The following is a 19254-nucleotide window of genomic DNA, read 5'->3' as shown; positions in this document are numbered from 1 at the left end:
CAGTAGTCGAACGCTACCTATCCAGCCGAGTTTTGATTCGCAACCCTTTATTCGCGATTATTTTGGCAAACGCGCTTTTCCCTGTAGGAAGAGCGCGGGACAGAGAATTTACCTATGGGAATCAGAGAACCGCTGCGCGAACTGGGTTGTGGCCTGCCGCATGCGCTGGAAGTTATGGGAGAGCGCTGGTCGTTCCTGATCCTGCGCGCGGCGTTCAACGGGCTGGTCCATTTCGAGGAATTCTCCAGCGAGCTGGGCATCGCCCGCAACATCCTTTCCAATCGCCTCGCCAAGCTGGTTGAGCACGGGGTAATGGAGCGCACGCCCTGCGCGGATGACCGGCGCAAGGTGGAATACCGGCTGACCGAAAAGGGCGCAGGTCTGCTCCCCGCCATGCTCGCGCTGCGCCAGTGGGGCGAACGCTATGCCGACAATATCACCTCCGATCTGGTGCTGGTAGACAACCGTGACGGCCAACCGATCGCCCCGATCGCACTGCACGCCCATGACGGGCGCGAAATCGGCTGGCATGATCTGGCGTGGCAAAAGGTGGGCGCCGAGTGGAAGAAGGACTGCTGTTAGATCCAGCCGCTGTGTTCGGCGAGTATCTTCACTCCCAAACCGATCAGCACGATCCCACCGAAGACTTCCGCCCGCTTGCCTAACGCCGGGCCGATCCGTGCCGCGAACCAGTAGGCCGGGGCGCACAGAGCCAGCGTCACGCCGCCGATCAGCGCGCAGGATAGCAGCACGGGCGAACTGAACAGCTCCAGCGTCAGTCCTGCGGCGGCGGCATCGATCGAGGTGGCAATCGCGGCAAGCAGGAGCGCGCCGAAGTGCGAGCGGCCCGATGGCGCGGCCCCAGCCCTCTTATCGGCCTCTTCATCCTCGTCCCCGAGCCCCTCGCGCAACATCCGGACGCCGAGGAAGGCGAGCAGGGCAAAGGCGATCCAGTGATCCACCGCAGCCAGCCAGCCGACGAACAATGCGCCCAACGCCCAGCCGATCAGCGGCATCACCCCCTGAGCTATCCCGAAGGCCAGCCCCGTCTCCAGCGCCCGCCAGCCCGAATGCGGCCCTGCCGCCCCGCGCACCAGCGCGACCGCAAAGGCGTCCATTGCCAGCGCCACTGCCAGAACGAGGACGGCAATCACGCGCGGGGTGCCTGCCTTCTATAGCTCAGCGCCTCGGCCACATGCACCCGCCCGATCTGCTCCACCCCGGCAAGGTCGGCAATCGTGCGCGCCACGCGCAGCATCCGCACGTAGCCGCGCGCCGAGAGTCGCATCGCTTCGGCGGCCTGCATCAACAGCTTGCGCCCGGCCTCGTCGGGTGAGGCGTGCGTCTCCAGCAGGTCGCCATCGAGCTCGGCGTTCGAGCGCACGCCGCGCGCCACCTGCCGCGCGCGCGCTGCCGCGACCCGCGCCGCCACCTGCGCGCTGCCTTCGGCGGGCGGGGGCAAATGGAGGTCGGCGGCGCTGACCGGATCGACTTCAACGTGCAGGTCGATCCGGTCGAGCATCGGCCCCGAAACCTTGCTCTGGTAATCCACCGCGCAGCGCGGGGCGCGCGAGCAGGCGAGCGCAGGATCGCCCAGGTGCCCGCAGCGGCACGGGTTCATCGCCGCAATCAGCTGTACCCGCGCGGGGTAGGCGACGTGGGCATTGGCGCGGGCGACATCGACCTTGCCCGTTTCCAGCGGCTGGCGCAGCGAATCGAGGACCGGGCGCTGGAATTCGGGCAATTCGTCGAGGAACAGCACCCCCAGATGCGCGAGGCTGACTTCGCCGGGGCGGACCCGCAGCCCGCCGCCGGTGAGCGCCGCCATGCTCGCCGAATGGTGCGGCGCGCGGAACGGGCGGGTGCGACTGATCCGCCCGCCCTCCAGCGTCCCCGCGACCGAAGCGACCATGCTCACTTCCAGGGCTTCTGCTGGGGTGAGCGGCGGGAGGATACCGGGCAGGCACGCCGCCAGCATCGATTTGCCCGCGCCCGGCGGCCCGTTCATCAACAGGTTGTGCCCCCCGGCAGCGGCGATTTCGAGCGCCCGCTTGGCGGTTTCCTGTCCCTTGACCTGCTTGAGGTCCGGCCCGTGCGCGGCTTCCTCGACCTCGCCCGGTTCGGGATCGGGCAGCCGGCTCGCGCCGCGCAGGTGATTGAGCAGGCTGGTGAGATCGGGCGCGGCGCAGACATTCACATCGCTCGCCCAGCGCGCTTCCGGCCCTTGCACCTTGGGGCAGATCAGGCCTTTTTCGGTCTCGCTCGCGTGCAGCGCTGCCAGCAGCACCCCGGGCGAAGCGACGATCCGCCCGTCGAGCGCCAGCTCGCCCACCGCCACCCATTCGCTGATCGCCTCGGCATCGACGATCCCCATCGCGCCCAAGAGCGCCAGCGCAATCGGCAGGTCGAAGTGCGATCCTTCCTTGGGCAGGTCGGCAGGGGAGAGGTTCACGGTGATCCGCTTGGGCGGCAGCGACAGGCCCATCGCCGAGAGCGCCGCCTGCACCCGCTCGCGGCTTTCGGCGACTGCCTTGTCGGGCAGGCCGACCACCAGGAACTTGGGCATTCCGGCGGCCAGATGGCACTGCACTTCCACCGGGCGTGCTTCCAGCCCGAGATAGGCGACGGTCGAAACGAGAGAAACCAAGCGAGAACCCCTTTGCGGGGAGGGTGATAACGCAGACTTGCGCGCTGTCGAGTGCGAATGGCGTTAACCCGATGGCAACCCCATGCCTTGGCAGTTTGCGAACGAGCGGCGGCGCATTTTACACAAATGCTGTTCCGCCTGCCCCTGCTTGCCGCTTTCCTCGCGCTGTTGCCCGCCCCGCTGGCGGCGCAAAGCTATACGATCGTCACCGAGGAATGGATCGAGGAAGTTCCCGCTTCGCGCTATGTTTCGACGCAGCATGAAGCGGTCGAGCGCAATGCCTTGGCCGCTTTCGGACCGTTTCGGATGATCGATGCCCGCACCGCTGCGCTGGTCGATGTGACCGATGCCCGCGCACCCGCACATTTCGCGGCGTTGCTCGCGGCCTATCCGCAGGTAGAGGTGCTCGAATTTGTCGAGGCTCCCGGCACGCACGACGATGTGGCCAATCTCGAAGTCGGGCGGATGATTCGCGCCCACGGCCTCGCCACCAGCGCGCCCGCAGGTGGATCGGTGCGGTCGGGCGCGGTCGAACTGTTCCTCGCGGGGACCGCGCGCTCCATCGATCCGGAAAGCGAATTCGCCGTCCACGGCTGGCTCGACGATCGCGGGCGCGGGGCGGAAGACTACCCCGCCAGCGCGCCCGAACATCGCCGCTACCTCGACTATTACGCCGAAATGGGTATGGCGGCGGACGCAGCGCGGGCGTTCTACGCGATGACCAATTCGGTGCCCTTCGAAGAGGCGCTGTGGCTGACGGGAAGCGAAATGCGCGGCTGGATCGGTGCGGAGGAAACGCCGCGAGTTACCCTCGCCCCTAGCCTCGCAATGCTTGACTTCCAGCCCGTGCTTCCGTAAGCGCGCGCCATAGTTTGCGGCTGCCGTCCGTTCGGCGGCCCTTTTTTATTCAGTTTGAGGGTTTTTCGCCATGAAGCGCACTTTTCAGCCGAGCAACCTGGTGCGCGCTCGCCGCCACGGTTTCTTCGCCCGCAAGGCCACTGTCGGTGGCCGCAACGTCCTGCGTGCCCGCCGCCGTCGCGGCCGCAAGAAGCTCTGCGCGTAATTTTCTTTGCGAGCCCGCCTCCGCGGGTTCGTCCTCGCTATGTGGCCAGCAAGCTGGCCCCGCTGCGGGCGGCCAGTCGGCCTTGCGGGCTCCTTCGGGAGCCCGTTTGCATTTCTGCCATCTTCAAGTGGCTGCGTGTTAGTCTTATATAACACCCCGTGACTATTCCCGTACTCACCAGACGCGCCGATTTCCTGGCGGCGAACCGGGGTTTGCGTGTGGCGCGGCCGGGGTTCGTGCTGTTGGCGCGGCCTAATGGCGGGGCAGGGGTGCGCTATGGGATTACCGTGACCAAGAAGATCGGCAATGCGGTGGTCCGCAACCGGATGAAGCGGCGGTTCCGCGAATTGCTCCGCGCAGCCTTGCCTGCGCATGGACTGCCCGATCACGATCACGTGCTGATCGGACGCGAGGGCGGAGTGGAGCGCGATTTTGCACAATTGGCGGAAGAACTTGCCATTGCCCTCCAGCGCGCGGCGCAGGGGAGGGGCGATCCCGCCCGCCGTCCGCGAACCGGCAACCGGAGCCGCCGTGCGTGAAGCAGCTCCTTATCCTCGTCGCCCGCGCCTGGCAGCTTGGCCCCAGCCGGGTGCTGCCGCCCACCTGCCGCTATCAGCCATCGTGCAGCGCCTATGCCATCCAGTCCCTCGAACGCTACGGGGCGATAAGGGGTGGATGGCTGGCCTTGAAGCGTATAATGCGCTGCCATCCCTGGGGGGGACACGGGCATGACCCGGTTCCGTAAAGACCTCGCAAGCCTATTTCTCGACGGATCGACATACCTTGGACAACCAGCGTAACCTTATCATCGCCGTCGTGCTGAGCGCGATCCTGCTGTTCGGCTGGGATTTCGCCATGCGGACCTACTATCCGGAACCGGAAGTCCCCGCGAACATGGCCAGCCGCGAAGACAATCCGGCAGCGCGCGTTGACGGCGCGATCGATCCGGGCGTCGATGGCGGCCCGGCGCAGCAGGTCGATGTCGAGACTGCACTCGCCAGCGCCGAGCGGGTGCGGATCGACGCGCCCGAAATCAGCGGTTCGATCAACCCGGTCGGTGCGCGGGTGGACGATATCGATCTCAAGACCCATCGCCAGACGGTGGAACGCGACAGCGGCCCGATCCGCCTGTTCTCTCCCGCAGGCACGGCAGGCCAGCATTTCGCCCAGTTCGGCTGGGTGGGTGAAGGCGTGACGCTGCCCGATGCGAGTACTCCGTGGCGAGTCGTGCAGGGCGACGTGCTCACGCAGGAAACGCCGGTCACACTGGGGTGGGATAACGGCGCGGGGCTGCAATTCCGCCTGCGCTTTGCGATTGACGAGCACTATATGCTCACCGTCACTCAGGCCGTCAGCAACACCGGGGAAGGCACCGTGGCGCTGCGCCCCTATGCCTTCGTCAACCGCACCAGCGTGAATGCCAGCCCCAGTTCGTTCAACGTCCATTCCGGCCCCATTGCCGCTGGCGGCGAAGGAGTGAATTTCGACTGGGATTACGACGAGGTGCTCGAAGAAGGCCCGGTGAATCTGGGCAGCGGCACCGACTGGATCGGGTTTACCGATATCTACTGGATGTCCGCGCTGGTGGCGCAGGACGATCAGGCGGCATCTGGCACATTCCGTTCGGCAGGTGGCGCCAATTATCGCGCCGACCTGCTGTATGATCCGGTCAATGTTGCGGCGGGCGAGACCGTCACCCGCACCACCCGCCTGTTTGCAGGGGCGAAGGAAAGCGGCGTGCTGTCCGAATACCAGGCGCAGGGCGTACCGCTGTTCGGCAACGCCATCGATTGGGGCTGGTTCAGCTGGATCGCCTGGCCGATGTGGCAGGTGCTGATCTTCCTGTTCGGGCTGGTCGGCAATTTCGGCGTGGCGATCATCTGCCTCACACTGATCATCCGCCTGATAATGTTCCCCATCGCGCAAAAGCAGTTCCACTCGATGGCGCAGATGCGTGCGGTGCAGCCCAAGATGAAGGCGCTGCAGGAACGCTACAAGGACGACAAGGCCGAGCTGCAACAGCAGATGGCCAAGCTCTACAAGGAGGAGAAGGTCAATCCGCTGGCAGGATGCCTGCCGATCTTCATCCAGATCCCGATCTTCTTCGCGCTGTACAAGGTGCTGCTGCTGGCCATCGAAATGCGGCACGAGCCGTTCTTTGGCTGGCTGCGCGATCTCTCCGCGCCCGATCCGGCGACGATCCTGAACCTGTTCGGCCTGCTTGATTTTACGCCCCCGGGCTTTCTTGCCATCGGTGTGCTGGCGGTGTTGCTGGGGGTTACCATGTGGCTCCAGTTCAAGCTCAATCCGGCAGCGATGGACCCGATGCAGCAGCAGATCTTCATGATCATGCCGTGGCTGCTGATGTTCGTGATGGCACCCTTTGCAGCCGGGCTGCTGCTCTACTGGATCAGCAACAACATCCTGACGCTGGCACAGCAGAAGTACCTCTACGCGCGCAACCCGGAGCTGAAGGCGGCGATGGCGAAGGAGCGCGAAGAGAAGGCGCGCGCAGCCGAGCGCGCCAAGGCCGAAGGGTAGGGGCCGAAGGGTGACCGAGGAAGAGCAGGAACTGGCGGAAGAAGCGCGGCGGCTGTTTTCGGGGCGGGTGGAATTCCTGCTCTCCGCGCCGCAGCTGAAATTCCTGCCGGGAGCCGATTACCCGGAGGTCGCCTTTTGCGGGCGTTCCAATGTCGGCAAGAGCTCGCTTATCAACGCGTTGACCGGGCGCAAGTCGATTGCCCGCGCTTCGGTGACGCCGGGGCGGACGCAGGAATTGAATTTCTTTGAAGTCGGCGACCCCACCCAGTTCCGGCTGGTCGACATGCCTGGCTATGGATTTGCCAAAGCCCCACTCAAGGTTGCCGAGAAGTGGCGCAGCCTGGTGCGCACTTTCCTGCGCGGGCGCGTGGTGCTCAAGCGGACGATGGTGCTGGTGGACAGCCGCCACGGTCTGAAGGAATCGGACCGTGACATGATGGCGATGCTGGATCAGTCGGCGGTCGGTTATCGGCTGGTGCTGACCAAGGCCGACAAGATCAAGGCCAGCGAGCTTGAAGAAACCACCGCAAAGGTGGTCGAAGAAGCGCGCAAACATCCCGCCGCCTATCCGCAAGTCCATGTAACCAGTGCCGAAAAGGGCATGGGCCTGGACGAATTGCGCGCCGCCATCTTGCAGGATGTCCGGCAGTAGTCTGAAGTTTCCTGCTGCCGCTGGATTTTAGGTAAAAATACGCTTAAGGTGCGCACGGGATAACAGTCCAGATACCTTCGGTTCGCTGACGATCGCCGTTCACATTCCGTTGCATGGGGGCAGCGGGGTGGATCGGGCGGCAGTGATCTGGAAGGGGAATTTCCAATGCCAAAGGTGGATAGCGAAAAGCCGGTGCGCAACGTGCGTGCCGGGCCGCAGGCGCGGGCAGATTCGGCAGCCGTGCTGGAAGGGGAAAGCGTGCTGATCGATGTGGCCGCCAACGATCTGGCGGCCAATGCCAGCAGCCTGTGGGGGCTGGTGCAGGATGACATGGGCATTCTGACCGAAGAGGGCGATACCATCTGGCTCGACAGCGGGGCGAGCATCAGTTTCGTCGGCGGGCAGGTGCTTTACGATGCAGGCACGGCGTTCGACTATCTCGGCGCAGGTGAAATCGCCGAGGACAGTTTCACCTATTCGATTCGCATGGCCAATGGCCGGGTCAGCTATGCCACGGTGACGGTGACGATCACCGGCGATAACACGCCGCCCGACCCGGTGGACGATGCCTTCGCGGTTTCCGAAAGCGGCACCACCATTCTCGACGTGCTGGCCAACGATACCGACGATGACGCCGATCCGCTTACCGTGGTCAGCGTCACCCAGCCGGTCGAAGGCAGCGTGTCCATCGACGGTCTGGGTAACGTGGTGTTCGATCCGGGCACGACTTTCGCCGGACTCTCGGTGGGCCAGACAGCGACGGTGGAATTCGAGTACACGATTTCCGATGGTTCGGGCGGATCCGATACCGCCACAGCGGTCATCACCGTGCAGGGCGAAGGCGTGTTCACCCCGCCGATCGTCAGCGATTCGGAAACCACCACGCTGGTCAACGGGCAGGACGTTACCCTGACGCTGAGCGGCGAAGGGCAGACGAATGACGGGGATGCCAGCATCACCATCGAAGTCGGCCTGGGGCTGGTGGCGCAGCCGATCATCAACATTTTCTATGTGATTGACATTTCCGGCAGCACGCAGGGAACTTTCGCCGGCACACCGGTGGGAGATGTGAATGGTGACGGCAGGCCGAACACCGTGCTCGATGCCGAGATCGCCAGCCTGCTGGCGCTCACGGCCGAAATCCAGTCGCTCGGCTTCCCGCCGGGCAATGTCACGGTCACCATCGTGCCGTTCAACAATACTGCCGACCCGACGACCGTTGCTTCTGCTGGCGGGGCGTTCAGCACCACTACCTTCAGCAGTGGTAACATAGCGGGTATCAACAGCTATCTGACCGGGCTGGATTATGGTGGCACCACCAATTACGAAGCGGCGCTGGATTCGGTGCTGGCTGAACTGGCTGTGCTGGATCCGACGGGGACGGAAAACAACTTCGTCTATTTCCTGTCCGACGGCATACCGACTGTGCCCAGCGGCACGATCGCGCAGCGTATCGCCGCCTATACCGATGAGGTGCAGGACCTGATCGTCAATTACGGCGCGCAGATTTCCGGCATCGGACTGGATGGCTCTGCGACGCCGTTGGATCCACAGTTCCTCAATGCACTCGACAACACCGGGGGGGCGCAATTCGTGAACAACACCGATGCACTTGGTGCCGCGCTGCTGGGATCGCCGATCCCCTCGGGCTCGGTCACCGATCTGGTGCTGACGGTGGACGGCGTCGTGGTGGCGGAGATTGACGAGACCGATCTCGTTTCGGGGCCGTTCGGTCTGTCGATCAACACCAGCGTGGATGAACTGTCACCCTATCTGGGCGATGACAGCGAGGTGCTGGTGCAGATCACTTTCGACGATGGCAGCGTGCTCGATGCGACGATCACCGTCGATGGCGTGCTGCCCGCGTCCTACGATATCTGATCGCAGGACCGGGATGCAGAAGGGGCCGTCTCGCCGGGCAACCGGCGGGGCGGCCCTTCTTCTTTCCGGAGGTTTGCAGGTGCGGACCGCACGCTCGCGCTTCAGGCAATAAAAAAGGGCGCCCACAACGCCCTTTTTCAAATTCGATTTCGCTGGAATTAGCCCGAGTGACGACCACCGAGCAACCAGTCCCAAAATCCACCCATTGCTAATCTCCTGTTATGGAGGGTTAGCAATGCGTTAACCACCTATGTTTGTAAAGTCTAAACCATGTTCTCGATTGGCAGGATTTTCCTAGCCGTTTGAAAAGCAACAATTCTATCGAATTCCACTGGCCGGGAAATAGCGTATCCCTGCGCCACCAGGCAGCCCGATTCGCGCAAGAGGTTTAACGTCCCGGCGTCTTCCACCCCCTCGGCCACAACGATGATTCGCAGGTCCTTGCCCAGGCGCAGGACATTGCAAACGATACCGAGGGCCTTGGGATCTGTGGTTATGCGGGAGATGAAAAGGCGGTCGATCTTGAGTTCGCCGAACGGCAGCCGCAGCAATGCCTCAAGACTTGCTGCGCCGACGCCGAAATCGTCCATCGATATCTTGATGCCCAGCGCCTTCAGTTCACCCAGGACCTCGGCCGCGCTGTCGATGCTGGAAATCCGGAAGGTCTCGGTAATTTCGAGCGTCAGGCGGCGCGGATCGAAGCCGGTCTTCTTCAACACTTCGGCCACCATCGTCACAATTCCGCGTTCGTGGACCAGCGTGGCGGATATGTTCACGGAAACAGGGATGCCGAGCCCGTGTTCGTCGAAGGCATTGCCGGCATTGCAGGCTTCTTCCAGTACGAAGCGGGTCAGATGGCTCATCCGACCAACGGTTTCGCACTGGCGAATGAAATTGTCTGGCGGAATGTGGCCCTTCATCGGGTCTTTCCACCGGACCAGTGCTTCCACGCCGATGATTTCGCCCGTCTGCACCATCACCTTGGGCTGGTAGACCAGATAGATTTCCCCGTTGGAAAGCGCGGTATCGATGCGCGCTTGCAAGGAAATATTCCAGATCAGGTCTTCATCCGAAGAACTGTCGGCGATGGCGATCGGATCGTAGGTTTCGTTGGTCCTTTCCGCAGCGTCCACAGCGGAGGCAAGGCGGCGGGTGACCTTGGGGCTGGGGGTGATATCGACGCCGAAAGTAATGCCCACATCGACCTGGCTTTCGCCCACGATCAGCGGCGAGCCAAAAAGTGCGCGCAGACCTTCGAGATGTTCGCGCAGGAGGGCAGGGTCCTTCTCCGGCACGGTCCAGGCGATCATGTGGCCTTGACCGATGTAAATGGTGGCGTCCTGTGTGGCGGCCTTCAACCGCGCGATGATCCGCAGGATATATTCGGCGTGCAATTCCTTTGGCAGGGTCCTCCGGACCTGTTCGAAGCGCTGGATTTTGGCGACGATGATCGCGGGCACCGTATCGGCAACATCCTTACTGGCTTCCAGGGCTGCGAAAGAAGGAAGGCTGGTTTCGGGGTCGATCAGGGCGAAGGAATCTTTCCAGATCGCCCGCAAGCGAAAAATGCCGTAAATCCCGACGACCCCGAGCATCGGCGAAAATTCTACACGCCAACCCAGTTGGGCCGTCGCCAACAGTGCGATCGGAATTGCGAGTACTATCGCCAGGTAGATACCTCGCCGCCTTCGGCGGGCGCGGATCATTGCGGCGCCGGCGAGCGTAGCGATCGCAATGAGCGCGGAAAACCAGCCGCTGATCAGCACCGTGCGGCCTTTCAGCAATGTCTCCGCAGCCAGAACATGCACCAGCGTCGGAGAAACCTCCGGCAGGCCGGGAACGTTGAAAGTCGATCCGTCGATCCGGTTTTCGCTACCGATGACTACCGATCTTCCCGCCAGAGTTGAGAGATCTGCGTCCTGGGCCAATCCATTGCTTAAGGTTAGCAAGGGTATCGTCTCAAGGTCGAAATTGTAGTTTATAGGGAAGCGTTCGTCAGGCGCGCCTTCTATTCCCGCAATCTGGGCAGACAGATTGGGCAACTCGCCATCACCATGATCGACAACATAGAAGGCGTTCCAGGCATAGCCTGTGAAATCCTTGTAGAGGTACCCGCCGACCTGCTGAACCCCCTCTCGCACTTGGACTGTCGAGCGTACCCGGATGGGTTCACCGTCTATTCCCGTGCGAACGCTTTGGGTCAGGAAAGCCCGGCCTCCGAAATCACGCAATGCGGCATTCAAATTGCTGTCCGTGGCAGTATCTGTGGGCTGATCGAACACCGCATCGACATAGACTGCCGATACTCCGGCGTCGTCCAGCCGGTCGACCAGCTGCGCCAGATGGCGCCGCCTCTCGGGAAATGCGGGATCGGCCAGATCCTGTCCACTGGTGAGGTAGACGATTTCGCCCGATGCCTCGACACTGGCGATCCGGCTCTGCGCAATCCAGAGGAAGATGTCGACCGGGCTGAGCACTGTAAGGAAGGCCAGCACAAGCGAGATCAGTCCGGCCCACACCACCTGGCGCAGCCTTTCGATCCTGTGGGCCTTGGCCCGTCCTGTCGGCTTTGGTCCGACCACTCATCACCTTCATGCAACCGGTTTCGCTCAGGGCGATGCCTTCGCTTTCGCAGAAGATGGTAAAGAAACCCGTAAGCCTTTTTACATCTCACCGGTGGACCGGGCCGATAGCTCCGCAGGACCGGGTTCAGCCTCGACACATCCGGCCCCGATGGCTACCTGCGGGGCGACAAGGGGATGCGTGACACCATGAAGCTGATTATCGGCAACAAGAACTATTCCAGCTGGTCGCTGCGCGGCTGGCTGGCGGCCAAGCAGAGCGGGCTGCATTTCGAAGAGCTGACCGTCAATATCGATGGGGATGACTGGCAGGCGATGAAGGCGCAGCAAGGCGAATTCCACCCCTCTGCCGGTAAGGTGCCGGTGCTGTGGGATGGCCAAGTGGTGGTGTGGGACAGCTTGGCGATCCTCGAATACCTCGCCGACAAGGTCGGGCGTGACCGGTTCTGGCCCAAGGATGACGAGGCACGCGGTATGGCGCGGGCGATGGTGGCGGAAATGCATAGCTCCTACCTTGCGCTGCGACGGGCCTGCCCGATGAACATCCGGACCCGCATCGACATCGAGCTGGACGATCCGGTGAAGGCCGACATTGTCCGCATTCTCGGCCTGTGGGCGGAAGCCCGCGCCCGCTTCGGCAAGGGCGGGCCGTTCCTGTTCGGCACCTTTGGCGCGGCGGATATCTTCTACGCCCCCGTCGTTGCGCGCTTCGTCAGCTACGGCATCGGCGTCCCCGGCTTTGCCCAGGCCTATATGCAGGCGGTGTGGGAACACGACTGGATGCAAGGCTGGATCGACGCTGCAATGGCCGAGGAATGGACGATCTCGCAGTTCGAAATTGCCGGGAAGTCCTGATCAGACCTTGGTGCCGTCCTTGCGGGTGAACCCGTCCGGCCCCCAGCACATGTCGATATCGGAATAACTGCCGCCGGTATCGGGCCCGGCGCTCACTGCGAGGAAGCTGCACGGCGCGGCGCTGCGGTTCTGGATACAGTGACCGTTGGCCACCCCTGCCGGCCAGACGCAGACGTCGCCAGGGTGCAGTTCGGTTTCGCCTTCATCCTCCACCAGCACGGCACTTCCCGAAAGCATCACCACCAGTTCGTCCTCGGTGAAATGCCAGTGCCGCTGCGATGACCAGGCGCCGGGTTCGAGTGTCACGTGGTTCGCGCCCAATTGTTCGAATCCCACATCCTTCGCGAACCGCTTCTGCCAGCGCCCCTGCACCGCCCGGTCGTGCGGCGGCGGATAGCCGGTGCGCTGAACGGGTTGGATGGCGGCAAGATCGAGCTTGGGCATGGCGGATCACCTGTGGCTGGAAACTGTTGTCAGGCTGGTCTACCGCATAAGCAATGCACCAGCCAGACAGCGTTCTCGACCTCGCCTGCCGCCTGATCGCCTGCGAAAGCGTCACTCCGGCGCGCGGCGCGGTGTTCGATGCCCTGGAAACGATGCTCGCGCCACTGGGCTTTGCGGTGCATCGCTTCCTGCGCGGCGATGGGCCGGAGGGTTCCGACGAAGCTCCGGTCGAAAACCTGTTTGCCATTCGCCACGGCCCCGCCGGATCGGGGCACTTTGCGTTTGCCGGGCATCTCGACGTAGTGCCGCCGGGCGATGGCTGGGCGAGCGGAGCTTTTGCGCCGCAAGTGCGCGGAGACCTGCTCCACGGACGCGGGGCGGTGGACATGAAAGGCGCGATCGCCTGCATGGTGGCGGCCGTGGCGGAAGTCCCGGCGGAAGCGGGCACGCTCAGCTTCATCATCACTGGTGACGAGGAAGGCCCCGCGCTGCACGGCACCCGTGCCCTGATCGATCATATGCGTAGCTTGGGCGAGATACCCGACCTGATCCTTGTCGGCGAACCGACCAGCGTGAACCGGCTTGGCGACATGATGAAGATCGGGCGGCGCGGCTCGGTCAATGTGTGGCTGGAGGTGAAGGGCACGCAAGGCCACGTCGCCTATCCGCACTTGGCCGACAATCCGCTGCCCCGGCTGGTGGCCATGCTGGCCGAACTTGACGCGCTGGCGCTCGACGAAGGGACCGACTGGTTCCAGGCGAGCAATCTCGAAATTACCGAGATCGATATTCCCAATCGCGCGCACAATGTCATCCCCGGGGTGGCAAGGGCGCGCATTTCGATCCGCTTCAACGATCTGCATTCGGGTGCATCGCTCTCGGAAATGGTCTCCACCATTGCGCGCAAACACGGCGGCACCGCGCGTCCGGTCATTTCCGGTGAGCCTTTCCTGACCCCGCCGGGTGAATTTTCGGCCTCTGTCGCCGCCGCCGTGCTGGCCGAAACGGGAATTGAACCCGAAGCTTCCACCACCGGCGGCACTTCGGATGCGCGGTTCCTCAAGGACCTCGCCCCGGTAATCGAATTCGGCCTGGTCAACGCCACCATGCACAAGACCGACGAAGCAGTGGCCATCGAAGACCTTGCCACGCTAAGCCACATTTACACCCGCATCGCCTTAGCGGCGCTTGCCCGAGAGAGGACCGCCGCATGAAATTCTGGTTCGCCATTCCCCTCTGGCAGCGGGTCATCGCGGCGCTGGTGCTCGGCATTATCACCGGCTGGCTGTGGGGGCCGGAAGCGGCAAGCATCAAGTGGATCGGCGATTTCTTCATCGCTTCGATCCGGATGCTGGTGGTGCCGCTGATCTTCTTCAGCCTGGTGGCAGGCGTTGCCGCGATCGGCGATTTGCGCAAGCTGGGCGCGGTTGGCGGGCGGGCGCTACTGCTGTTCGTGGTCACCGGGCAGATCGCCGTATGGCTCGGGCTTGGCCTTGGTACATTGTTGAAGCCCGGCACCGGTGTGGACACCAGCGCCATCGAGATGGACCAGTCGCGGCTGGAGACCGCGCAGGCGGCGCAGGAAAATGCCAAGTCCTTCACCGACATGATCGTGGAGATCGTCCCCTCCAGTCCGGTGCAGGTGATGGCCGATGTCAACGTGCTGCCGCTGATCGTGTTCTCGCTTTTGATCGGCGTGGGCATCCTGATGGCGGGCCGCGATGGCGAACCGGTGCAGAGGATTTTCGATAGCGGCGCGATCATCATGCAGAAGGTGACGATGGTGGTGATGGAGCTCACGCCCTTCGGCGTATTCGCGCTGATGGCTTGGGTGGCGGGCACACTGGGGCTCGATGCACTGACGGCCCTGGCGCAGCTCGTGGCGCTAAATTACCTTGGCTGCCTGCTGATCATCTTCGTGATGTATTCGGCGATCATCAAGTTCATCGCCAAGGTGCCGGTGGTCGATTTCTTCCGCGGCATCGTCGATGCGATGGCGGTCAGCTATTCCACCGCCAGTTCCAACGCCACGCTGCCCGTCACCCTGCGCTGTGCCGAGCGCAATCTGGGGGTGAGCAATTCGGTGGCGGCTTTCGTGATCTCGCTCGGCGCGACGATCAACATGAATGGCACGGCCATGTATTTGGGGCTGGCGACGCTGTTCGGCGCACAGGTGTTCGGAGTGGACCTGTCATGGGGCCAGTATTTCCTGATCTCGGTGCTGGCGACACTGGGTGCGATCGGCGCTGCGGGAATTCCCGGCGCGGGCCTGATCATGATGGCGCTGGTGTTCGGCGCAGTTGGCGTGCCGCTGGAAACGATCGCCTTCGTGGCTGGTGTGGACCGGATCATGGACATGATGCGCACCACCACCAATGTCACCGGCGATGCCGCCGTGGCGGTGACTGTGGCGAGCATGACCGGCGATCTGGATAAGGGCGAGCTGATTTCGGCGGACGACGTCTAGGCCGAAACAACCTTAATCCTTATCGGGAGGAATGCGCGAGCGACCTTCCTCGGCGCGTTCTTCCATCGCTTCGCGCCGCCGCATCTCTTCCGCGGCCTTGCCTTCCGGCGTATCCATCGGATGGCGGTTCGATCTCTTGCGCAAAAACCAGACAGTCATCGCGATGGCAATGGCGAGCACCGCCAGCAGCGTGAAGAGGTTCAAAGAGGATACAAGCGTTCCTTCGTTCATCGGGCAAACCCTTTTCGGCTAGTCCCGCCCGAGAGTTAAAACAGGCCAACCCGCCACCCGTTCCGATTTGCCCGCTCTCTGCAAGCAGAACAGCGCTTCGCAGCGACCGGGGAGACAGCAAAAAGGCCCCCGCCAGCGAACTGGCGGGGGCCTTCCAGCGACCCGAAGTTACTTGGGGGGCAAGCTCTCCGGGTTTTGGCTCCTGGACCCGATCTTACGCGTGATATTTCGCATAGGTCAGGTCGAATCGATCCGCATCCATTACCTTGGTCCAAGCGCGGATGAAAGTATCGATCATGCGCTTTTCCCCACCTGCTTCGGCGAAGGTCTCGGCAATCGCCCGCAGCTGCGAGTTCGAACCGAACACCAGATCGGTGCGGGTGGCGCGATACTTCTCTTCGCCAGTGGCCCGGTCACGTCCGACGAATTCCTCGTCGCCGCTCTCGGAAACCACCGACCATTCGTTGCCCATGTCGAGCAGATTGACGAAGAAGTCGTTCGACAGCACGCCCGGACGATCGGTCAGCACGCCGATCTTGTAGCCGTGCTGCGCGTGCTTGCTTACCGCGCCCAGCGCCCGCATCCCGCCGACCAGGGCCGCCATTTCGGGGATCGAGAGGCCGAGCAGGTTCGCCTTGTCGACCAGCATGTCCTCGGTCTTCACCTGGGCCTTGGTCTTGAGGTAGTTGCGGAACCCGTCGGCGAAGGGCTCGAGCGGATCGAAGCTGTCGGCATCGGTATCCGCATCGGTGGCGTCGCCGCGACCGGTGGAGACATTGACTGCCAGATCGTGGCCGCCATCCTTTGCCGCCTTCTCGATCGCCGCTGCGCCCGCCAGCACGATGGCATCGGCCATCGACAGGTTGCCACGCAGGCTATCCAGCTTGGCGAGCACGCCCGCCAGTTCTTCGGGATCGTTGACCGCCCAGTCCTTCTGCGGGGCCAGCCGCACGCGGGCACCGTTGGCACCGCCGCGATGGTCCGAGTTGCGGTAGGTCGAAGCCGAGGCCCAGGCCGCCTTGACCAGCTCGCGCACCGAAAGGCCGCTTGCCAGCACTGCCGACTTGAACGCCGCCACATCGGCATCCGAGGGCGTGGTCCCGGCGGGAACCGGGTCCTGCCAGATCAGCGTTTCGGCAGGCACTTCGGGGCCGAGGTAGCGGACCTTGGGGCCCATGTCGCGGTGGCACAGCTTGAACCAGGCGCGGGCGAAGGCATTGTCCAGCGCCGCCTGATCGTGGCGGAAGCGTTCGGAAATCTTGCGATATTCCGGATCCATCTTCAGCGCCATGTCGGCGGTGGTCATCATGGTCGGAACCTTCTTCGAAGGATCGCGAGCATCGGGCGCCATGTCTTCTTCGCGCTGGTTGATCGGCTGCCACTGCTGCGCCCCGGCGGGCGAGCGCACCAGTTCGAAATCATAGTCCAGCAGCAGGCGGAAATAGTCGCCGGTCCACTGCGTGGGGGTGTTGGTCCACGCGCCTTCGATGCCAGAGGTGGTGATGTGGCCCTTGCCGATCTCTTCCTTGTCGGTCAGCCAGCCGAAGCCCATCAGCGCCAGGTGCTCGCTTTCGGGAGCGCCGCTGAAGGTGTCCGCAGGCTTGGCCCCGTGCGCCTTGCCGAAGGCGTGGCCACCGGCGGTGAGGGCAACGGTTTCCTCGTCGTTCATCGCCATCCGGGCGAAGGTTTCACGCATGTCGCGCGCCGACTGCAGCGGATCGGGATTGCCGCCCGGACCTTCGGGATTGACGTAGATCAGGCCCATCTGGATCGCCGCGAGCGGGTTTTCCAGCGCCTTGCCTTCGTCGGGAATGATGCGGGTTTCGACACCCTGGTCGACCCAGAGCTCCTCGGTGCCCCAGTAAACGGTTTCGGGCTCATAGACGTCCTTGCGGCCGCCGCCGAAGCCGAACACCGGGCCGCCCATGCTTTCGATGGCCACATTGCCGGTCAGGATGAACAGGTCGGCCCAGCTGATGTGCTTGCCGTACTTCTGCTTGATCGGCCAGAGCAGGCGACGCGCCTTGTCGAGGTTGCCGTTATCCGGCCACGAGTTGAGCGGGGCGAACCGCTGCTGCCCGCTGGATGCGCCGCCGCGCCCGTCACCGGTGCGATAGGTGCCCGCCGCGTGCCACGCCATGCGGATGAAGAACGGGCCGTAATGCCCGTAATCGGCCGGCCACCAGGGCTGGCTGTCGGTCATCAGCGCGGTCAGGTCGGCTTTGAGCGCATTGTAGTCGATGGCGTTGAAGGCTTCGGCATAGTCGAAGTCCTCGCCCATCGGATCGGCGCTCTTGCCCTGCTGCGTCAGGATCTGCAGGTCGAGCGCATCGGGCCACCAGTCGCGATTGGTGCGGCCGAACAGCCCGCGCGTGCCGCCGTCCCCGTGGAAGGGGCAGCCGCCCTCGATTGAACCTGTCTTGGCGTCCATGATGAAGTCTCCTCTCGAGTGGTAAAGCGACGACTCAGGCGAGCCTCGCGCAATTCGATGACAGGAGAATGGCGATTGGCGGCTGATTAGTCCAATCGATTAGTTGGCATTGTTTGATTGAGTGGAGCGATTAACCGCACTGCGCCCGGTGGAGCAGCTTCTGGTCCGCCAGCACCAGCGCCATCATCGCCTCCACAACCGGCACGCCGCGAATGCCGACGCAGGGGTCGTGGCGGCCCTTGGTGCGGATTTCGGTCGCCTCGCCCGCGCGATTGATCGTTTCCACCGGGGTGAGGATCGAACTGGTTGGCTTGAACGCCACCCGCGTCGTTACCGGCTGGCCGGTCGAGATGCCGCCCGCGATCCCGCCCGCGTGGTTGGCTTCGAACTCCACCCCGCCGCCAGCGCCGGGGCGCATCGGATCGGCATTGCTCTCGCCGGTGCCCAGCGCGGCGGCGAATCCGTCGCCGATTTCGACGCCCTTCACCGCGTTGATGCTCATCATCGCCGCGGCCAGTTCGCTGTCGAGCTTGGCATAGATCGGCGCGCCCCACCCGGCGGGGACGCCTTCGGCCCAGCAGGTGACTGTCGCGCCGAGTGAGGAGCCAGCCAGCCGCGCCTCGTCCACCAAGGCTTCCCAGCGGGGCACGGTCTGCGGATCGGGGCAGAAGAACGGATTGTTGCGGATTTCCTCGCGGTCGAAGCGCGAATAGAGCACCGGCACCGCGCCGATCGCCTCGACCCAGCCGGTGATCGTGACTTCCGGGATCACCAGTCGCGCCACCGCGCCCGCCGCCACCCGCGCCGCGGTCTCGCGCGCTGAGGAGCGCCCGCCGCCGCGATAATCGCGCAGGCCGTACTTGGCGTCGTATGCGTAGTCGGCATGGCCGGGGCGATAGGCCTGCGCGACTTCGGAATAGTCCTTGCTGCGCTGGTCGGTATTCTCGATCATCAGGCTGATCGGGGTGCCGGTTGTCCTGCCTTCGAAAGTGCCGGAGAGAATCCGCACCTCGTCCGCCTCGCGCCGCTGAGTGGTGTATTTCGACTGGCCGGGCTTGCGCGCATCAAGGAACGGCTGGATGTCTGCCTCGGAGAGCGCGATCCCCGGCGGGCACCCGTCCACCACCACGCCCAGCGCGGGGCCGTGGCTTTCCCCCCAGGTGGTGAAGCGAAAGACGCGTCCGAATGTGTTCCAGCTCATGAGGGCTTGTCTTGTCTTTCGTTCTTAGTTGCGGGAGCATAAAAGCCTGCCCTCCAAGCTATGAACGTGGCTGCCAAGCTCAAAAGGCTCACAGCCATCGTCCATCCACGAGGGAGTTGGTCAAACGCTACAAGGAGAAGCAAAGTAACCCCCGCCCCCAAGCAGGCACCGGCGGCGAGTGCGGGCAATCTTTCTATTCTGCTCACTCAACTACCTCCATGCAGTTCACTCGCCGCATAGGCTTAGTTGCGGGCAAGTG

At 63.5% G+C, this 19254-nt stretch carries 18 protein-coding genes; 11 read left to right on the top strand and 7 right to left on the bottom strand.

Annotated elements, in window-relative coordinates; translation table 11 throughout:
* Positions 1 to 114: 114 nt before the first annotated feature.
* Positions 115 to 582, top strand: coding sequence for a helix-turn-helix transcriptional regulator (locus tag JY451_05745; protein QZH76062.1), 468 nt, complete (start codon positions 115 to 117; stop codon positions 580 to 582).
* Here the strand turns inward: JY451_05745 and JY451_05740 are convergent.
* Positions 579 to 1154, bottom strand: a complete 576-nt coding sequence (locus tag JY451_05740) for a manganese efflux pump (GenBank protein QZH76061.1) — start codon at positions 1152 to 1154, stop codon at positions 579 to 581. The two genes, JY451_05745 and JY451_05740, sit on opposite strands and share 4 nt — an antisense overlap.
* Positions 1151 to 2647, bottom strand: a complete 1497-nt coding sequence (locus tag JY451_05735; protein ID QZH76060.1) for a YifB family Mg chelatase-like AAA ATPase — start codon at positions 2645 to 2647, stop codon at positions 1151 to 1153. The genes JY451_05740 and JY451_05735 overlap by 4 nt, the downstream gene beginning before the upstream one ends.
* Positions 2648 to 2773: 126 nt before the next feature.
* Here JY451_05735 and JY451_05730 point away from each other — a divergent pair, with 126 nt between their 5' ends.
* The 7 genes from JY451_05730 (at position 2774) to JY451_05700 (ending at position 8784) form a co-directional block, all read left to right on the top strand.
* On the top strand, positions 2774 to 3505 hold the full coding sequence (locus tag JY451_05730; GenBank protein QZH76059.1) for an alpha/beta hydrolase: 732 nt from the start codon (positions 2774 to 2776) through the stop codon (positions 3503 to 3505).
* Between the two features lie 70 nt (positions 3506 to 3575).
* Entirely contained in the window at positions 3576 to 3710 is a 135-nt protein-coding gene (rpmH, locus tag JY451_05725; protein QZH76058.1) for a 50S ribosomal protein L34, read from the top strand.
* Positions 3711 to 3874: 164 nt separating this feature from the next.
* A complete protein-coding gene (gene rnpA, locus JY451_05720) occupies positions 3875 to 4249 on the top strand; it encodes a ribonuclease P protein component (protein ID QZH76590.1) in 375 nt (124 codons plus the stop codon).
* Complete coding sequence (gene yidD, locus JY451_05715; protein ID QZH76057.1) at positions 4246 to 4455, top strand: membrane protein insertion efficiency factor YidD; 210 nt, start codon at positions 4246 to 4248, stop codon at positions 4453 to 4455. Before rnpA ends, yidD begins: the two co-directional genes overlap by 4 nt.
* Positions 4456 to 4493: 38 nt before the next feature.
* Complete coding sequence (gene yidC / locus JY451_05710) at positions 4494 to 6251, top strand: membrane protein insertase YidC (GenBank protein ID QZH76056.1); 1758 nt, start codon at positions 4494 to 4496, stop codon at positions 6249 to 6251.
* 10 nt (positions 6252 to 6261) lie between these two features.
* A complete protein-coding gene (locus tag JY451_05705; GenBank protein QZH76055.1) occupies positions 6262 to 6903 on the top strand; it encodes a YihA family ribosome biogenesis GTP-binding protein in 642 nt (213 codons plus the stop codon).
* A gap of 165 nt (positions 6904 to 7068) precedes the next feature.
* The gene (locus JY451_05700) at positions 7069 to 8784 is read left to right on the top strand and encodes a cadherin-like domain-containing protein (GenBank protein ID QZH76054.1); all 1716 of its coding nucleotides are present in this window, start codon (positions 7069 to 7071) and stop codon (positions 8782 to 8784) included.
* Positions 8785 to 9047: 263 nt separating this feature from the next.
* Here the strand turns inward: JY451_05700 and JY451_05695 are convergent, their stop codons facing one another.
* Positions 9048 to 11366: an EAL domain-containing protein gene (locus tag JY451_05695; protein QZH76053.1), complete on the bottom strand. Its 2319-nt coding sequence runs from the start codon at positions 11364 to 11366 to the stop codon at positions 9048 to 9050.
* Between the two features lie 189 nt (positions 11367 to 11555).
* Here JY451_05695 and JY451_05690 point away from each other — a divergent pair, with 189 nt between their 5' ends.
* Positions 11556 to 12221 carry a glutathione S-transferase family protein gene (locus JY451_05690; GenBank protein ID QZH76589.1) on the top strand — a complete coding sequence of 222 codons (666 nt, stop codon included), beginning with the start codon at positions 11556 to 11558 and terminating at the stop codon, positions 12219 to 12221.
* Here JY451_05690 and JY451_05685 read toward each other — a convergent pair whose 3' ends face one another.
* Positions 12222 to 12665: a cupin domain-containing protein gene (locus tag JY451_05685; protein ID QZH76052.1), complete on the bottom strand. Its 444-nt coding sequence runs from the start codon at positions 12663 to 12665 to the stop codon at positions 12222 to 12224.
* Positions 12666 to 12718: 53 nt separating this feature from the next.
* On the opposite strand from JY451_05685, the gene dapE reads away from it, so the two are divergent.
* Positions 12719 to 13879 carry a succinyl-diaminopimelate desuccinylase gene (gene dapE, locus JY451_05680; GenBank protein QZH76051.1) on the top strand — a complete coding sequence of 387 codons (1161 nt, stop codon included), beginning with the start codon at positions 12719 to 12721 and terminating at the stop codon, positions 13877 to 13879.
* A complete protein-coding gene (locus JY451_05675) occupies positions 13876 to 15132 on the top strand; it encodes a dicarboxylate/amino acid:cation symporter (GenBank protein ID QZH76050.1) in 1257 nt (418 codons plus the stop codon). Before dapE ends, JY451_05675 begins: the two co-directional genes overlap by 4 nt.
* Before the next feature lie 12 nt (positions 15133 to 15144).
* Here JY451_05675 and JY451_05670 read toward each other — a convergent pair whose 3' ends face one another.
* The 3 genes from JY451_05670 to aroC all read right to left on the bottom strand — a co-directional run bounded on the left by JY451_05670 (position 15145) and on the right by aroC (position 18995).
* Entirely contained in the window at positions 15145 to 15363 is a 219-nt protein-coding gene (locus JY451_05670; GenBank protein QZH76049.1) for a hypothetical protein, read from the bottom strand.
* A 214-nt stretch (positions 15364 to 15577) separates the two neighbouring features.
* The gene (gene katG, locus JY451_05665; GenBank protein ID QZH76048.1) at positions 15578 to 17794 is read right to left on the bottom strand and encodes a catalase/peroxidase HPI; all 2217 of its coding nucleotides are present in this window, start codon (positions 17792 to 17794) and stop codon (positions 15578 to 15580) included.
* A 130-nt stretch (positions 17795 to 17924) separates the two neighbouring features.
* Complete coding sequence (aroC, locus tag JY451_05660) at positions 17925 to 18995, bottom strand: chorismate synthase (GenBank protein QZH76047.1); 1071 nt, start codon at positions 18993 to 18995, stop codon at positions 17925 to 17927.
* Between the last annotated feature and the right edge of the window lie 259 nt (positions 18996 to 19254).

Origin of the sequence: Erythrobacter sp., assembly GCA_019739335.1 — a bacterium.
Classification (GTDB): domain Bacteria; phylum Pseudomonadota; class Alphaproteobacteria; order Sphingomonadales; family Sphingomonadaceae; genus Alteraurantiacibacter.
Note: the sequence above shows the minus strand (reverse complement) of the source record. Positions and strands in the feature narration are given on the sequence as shown.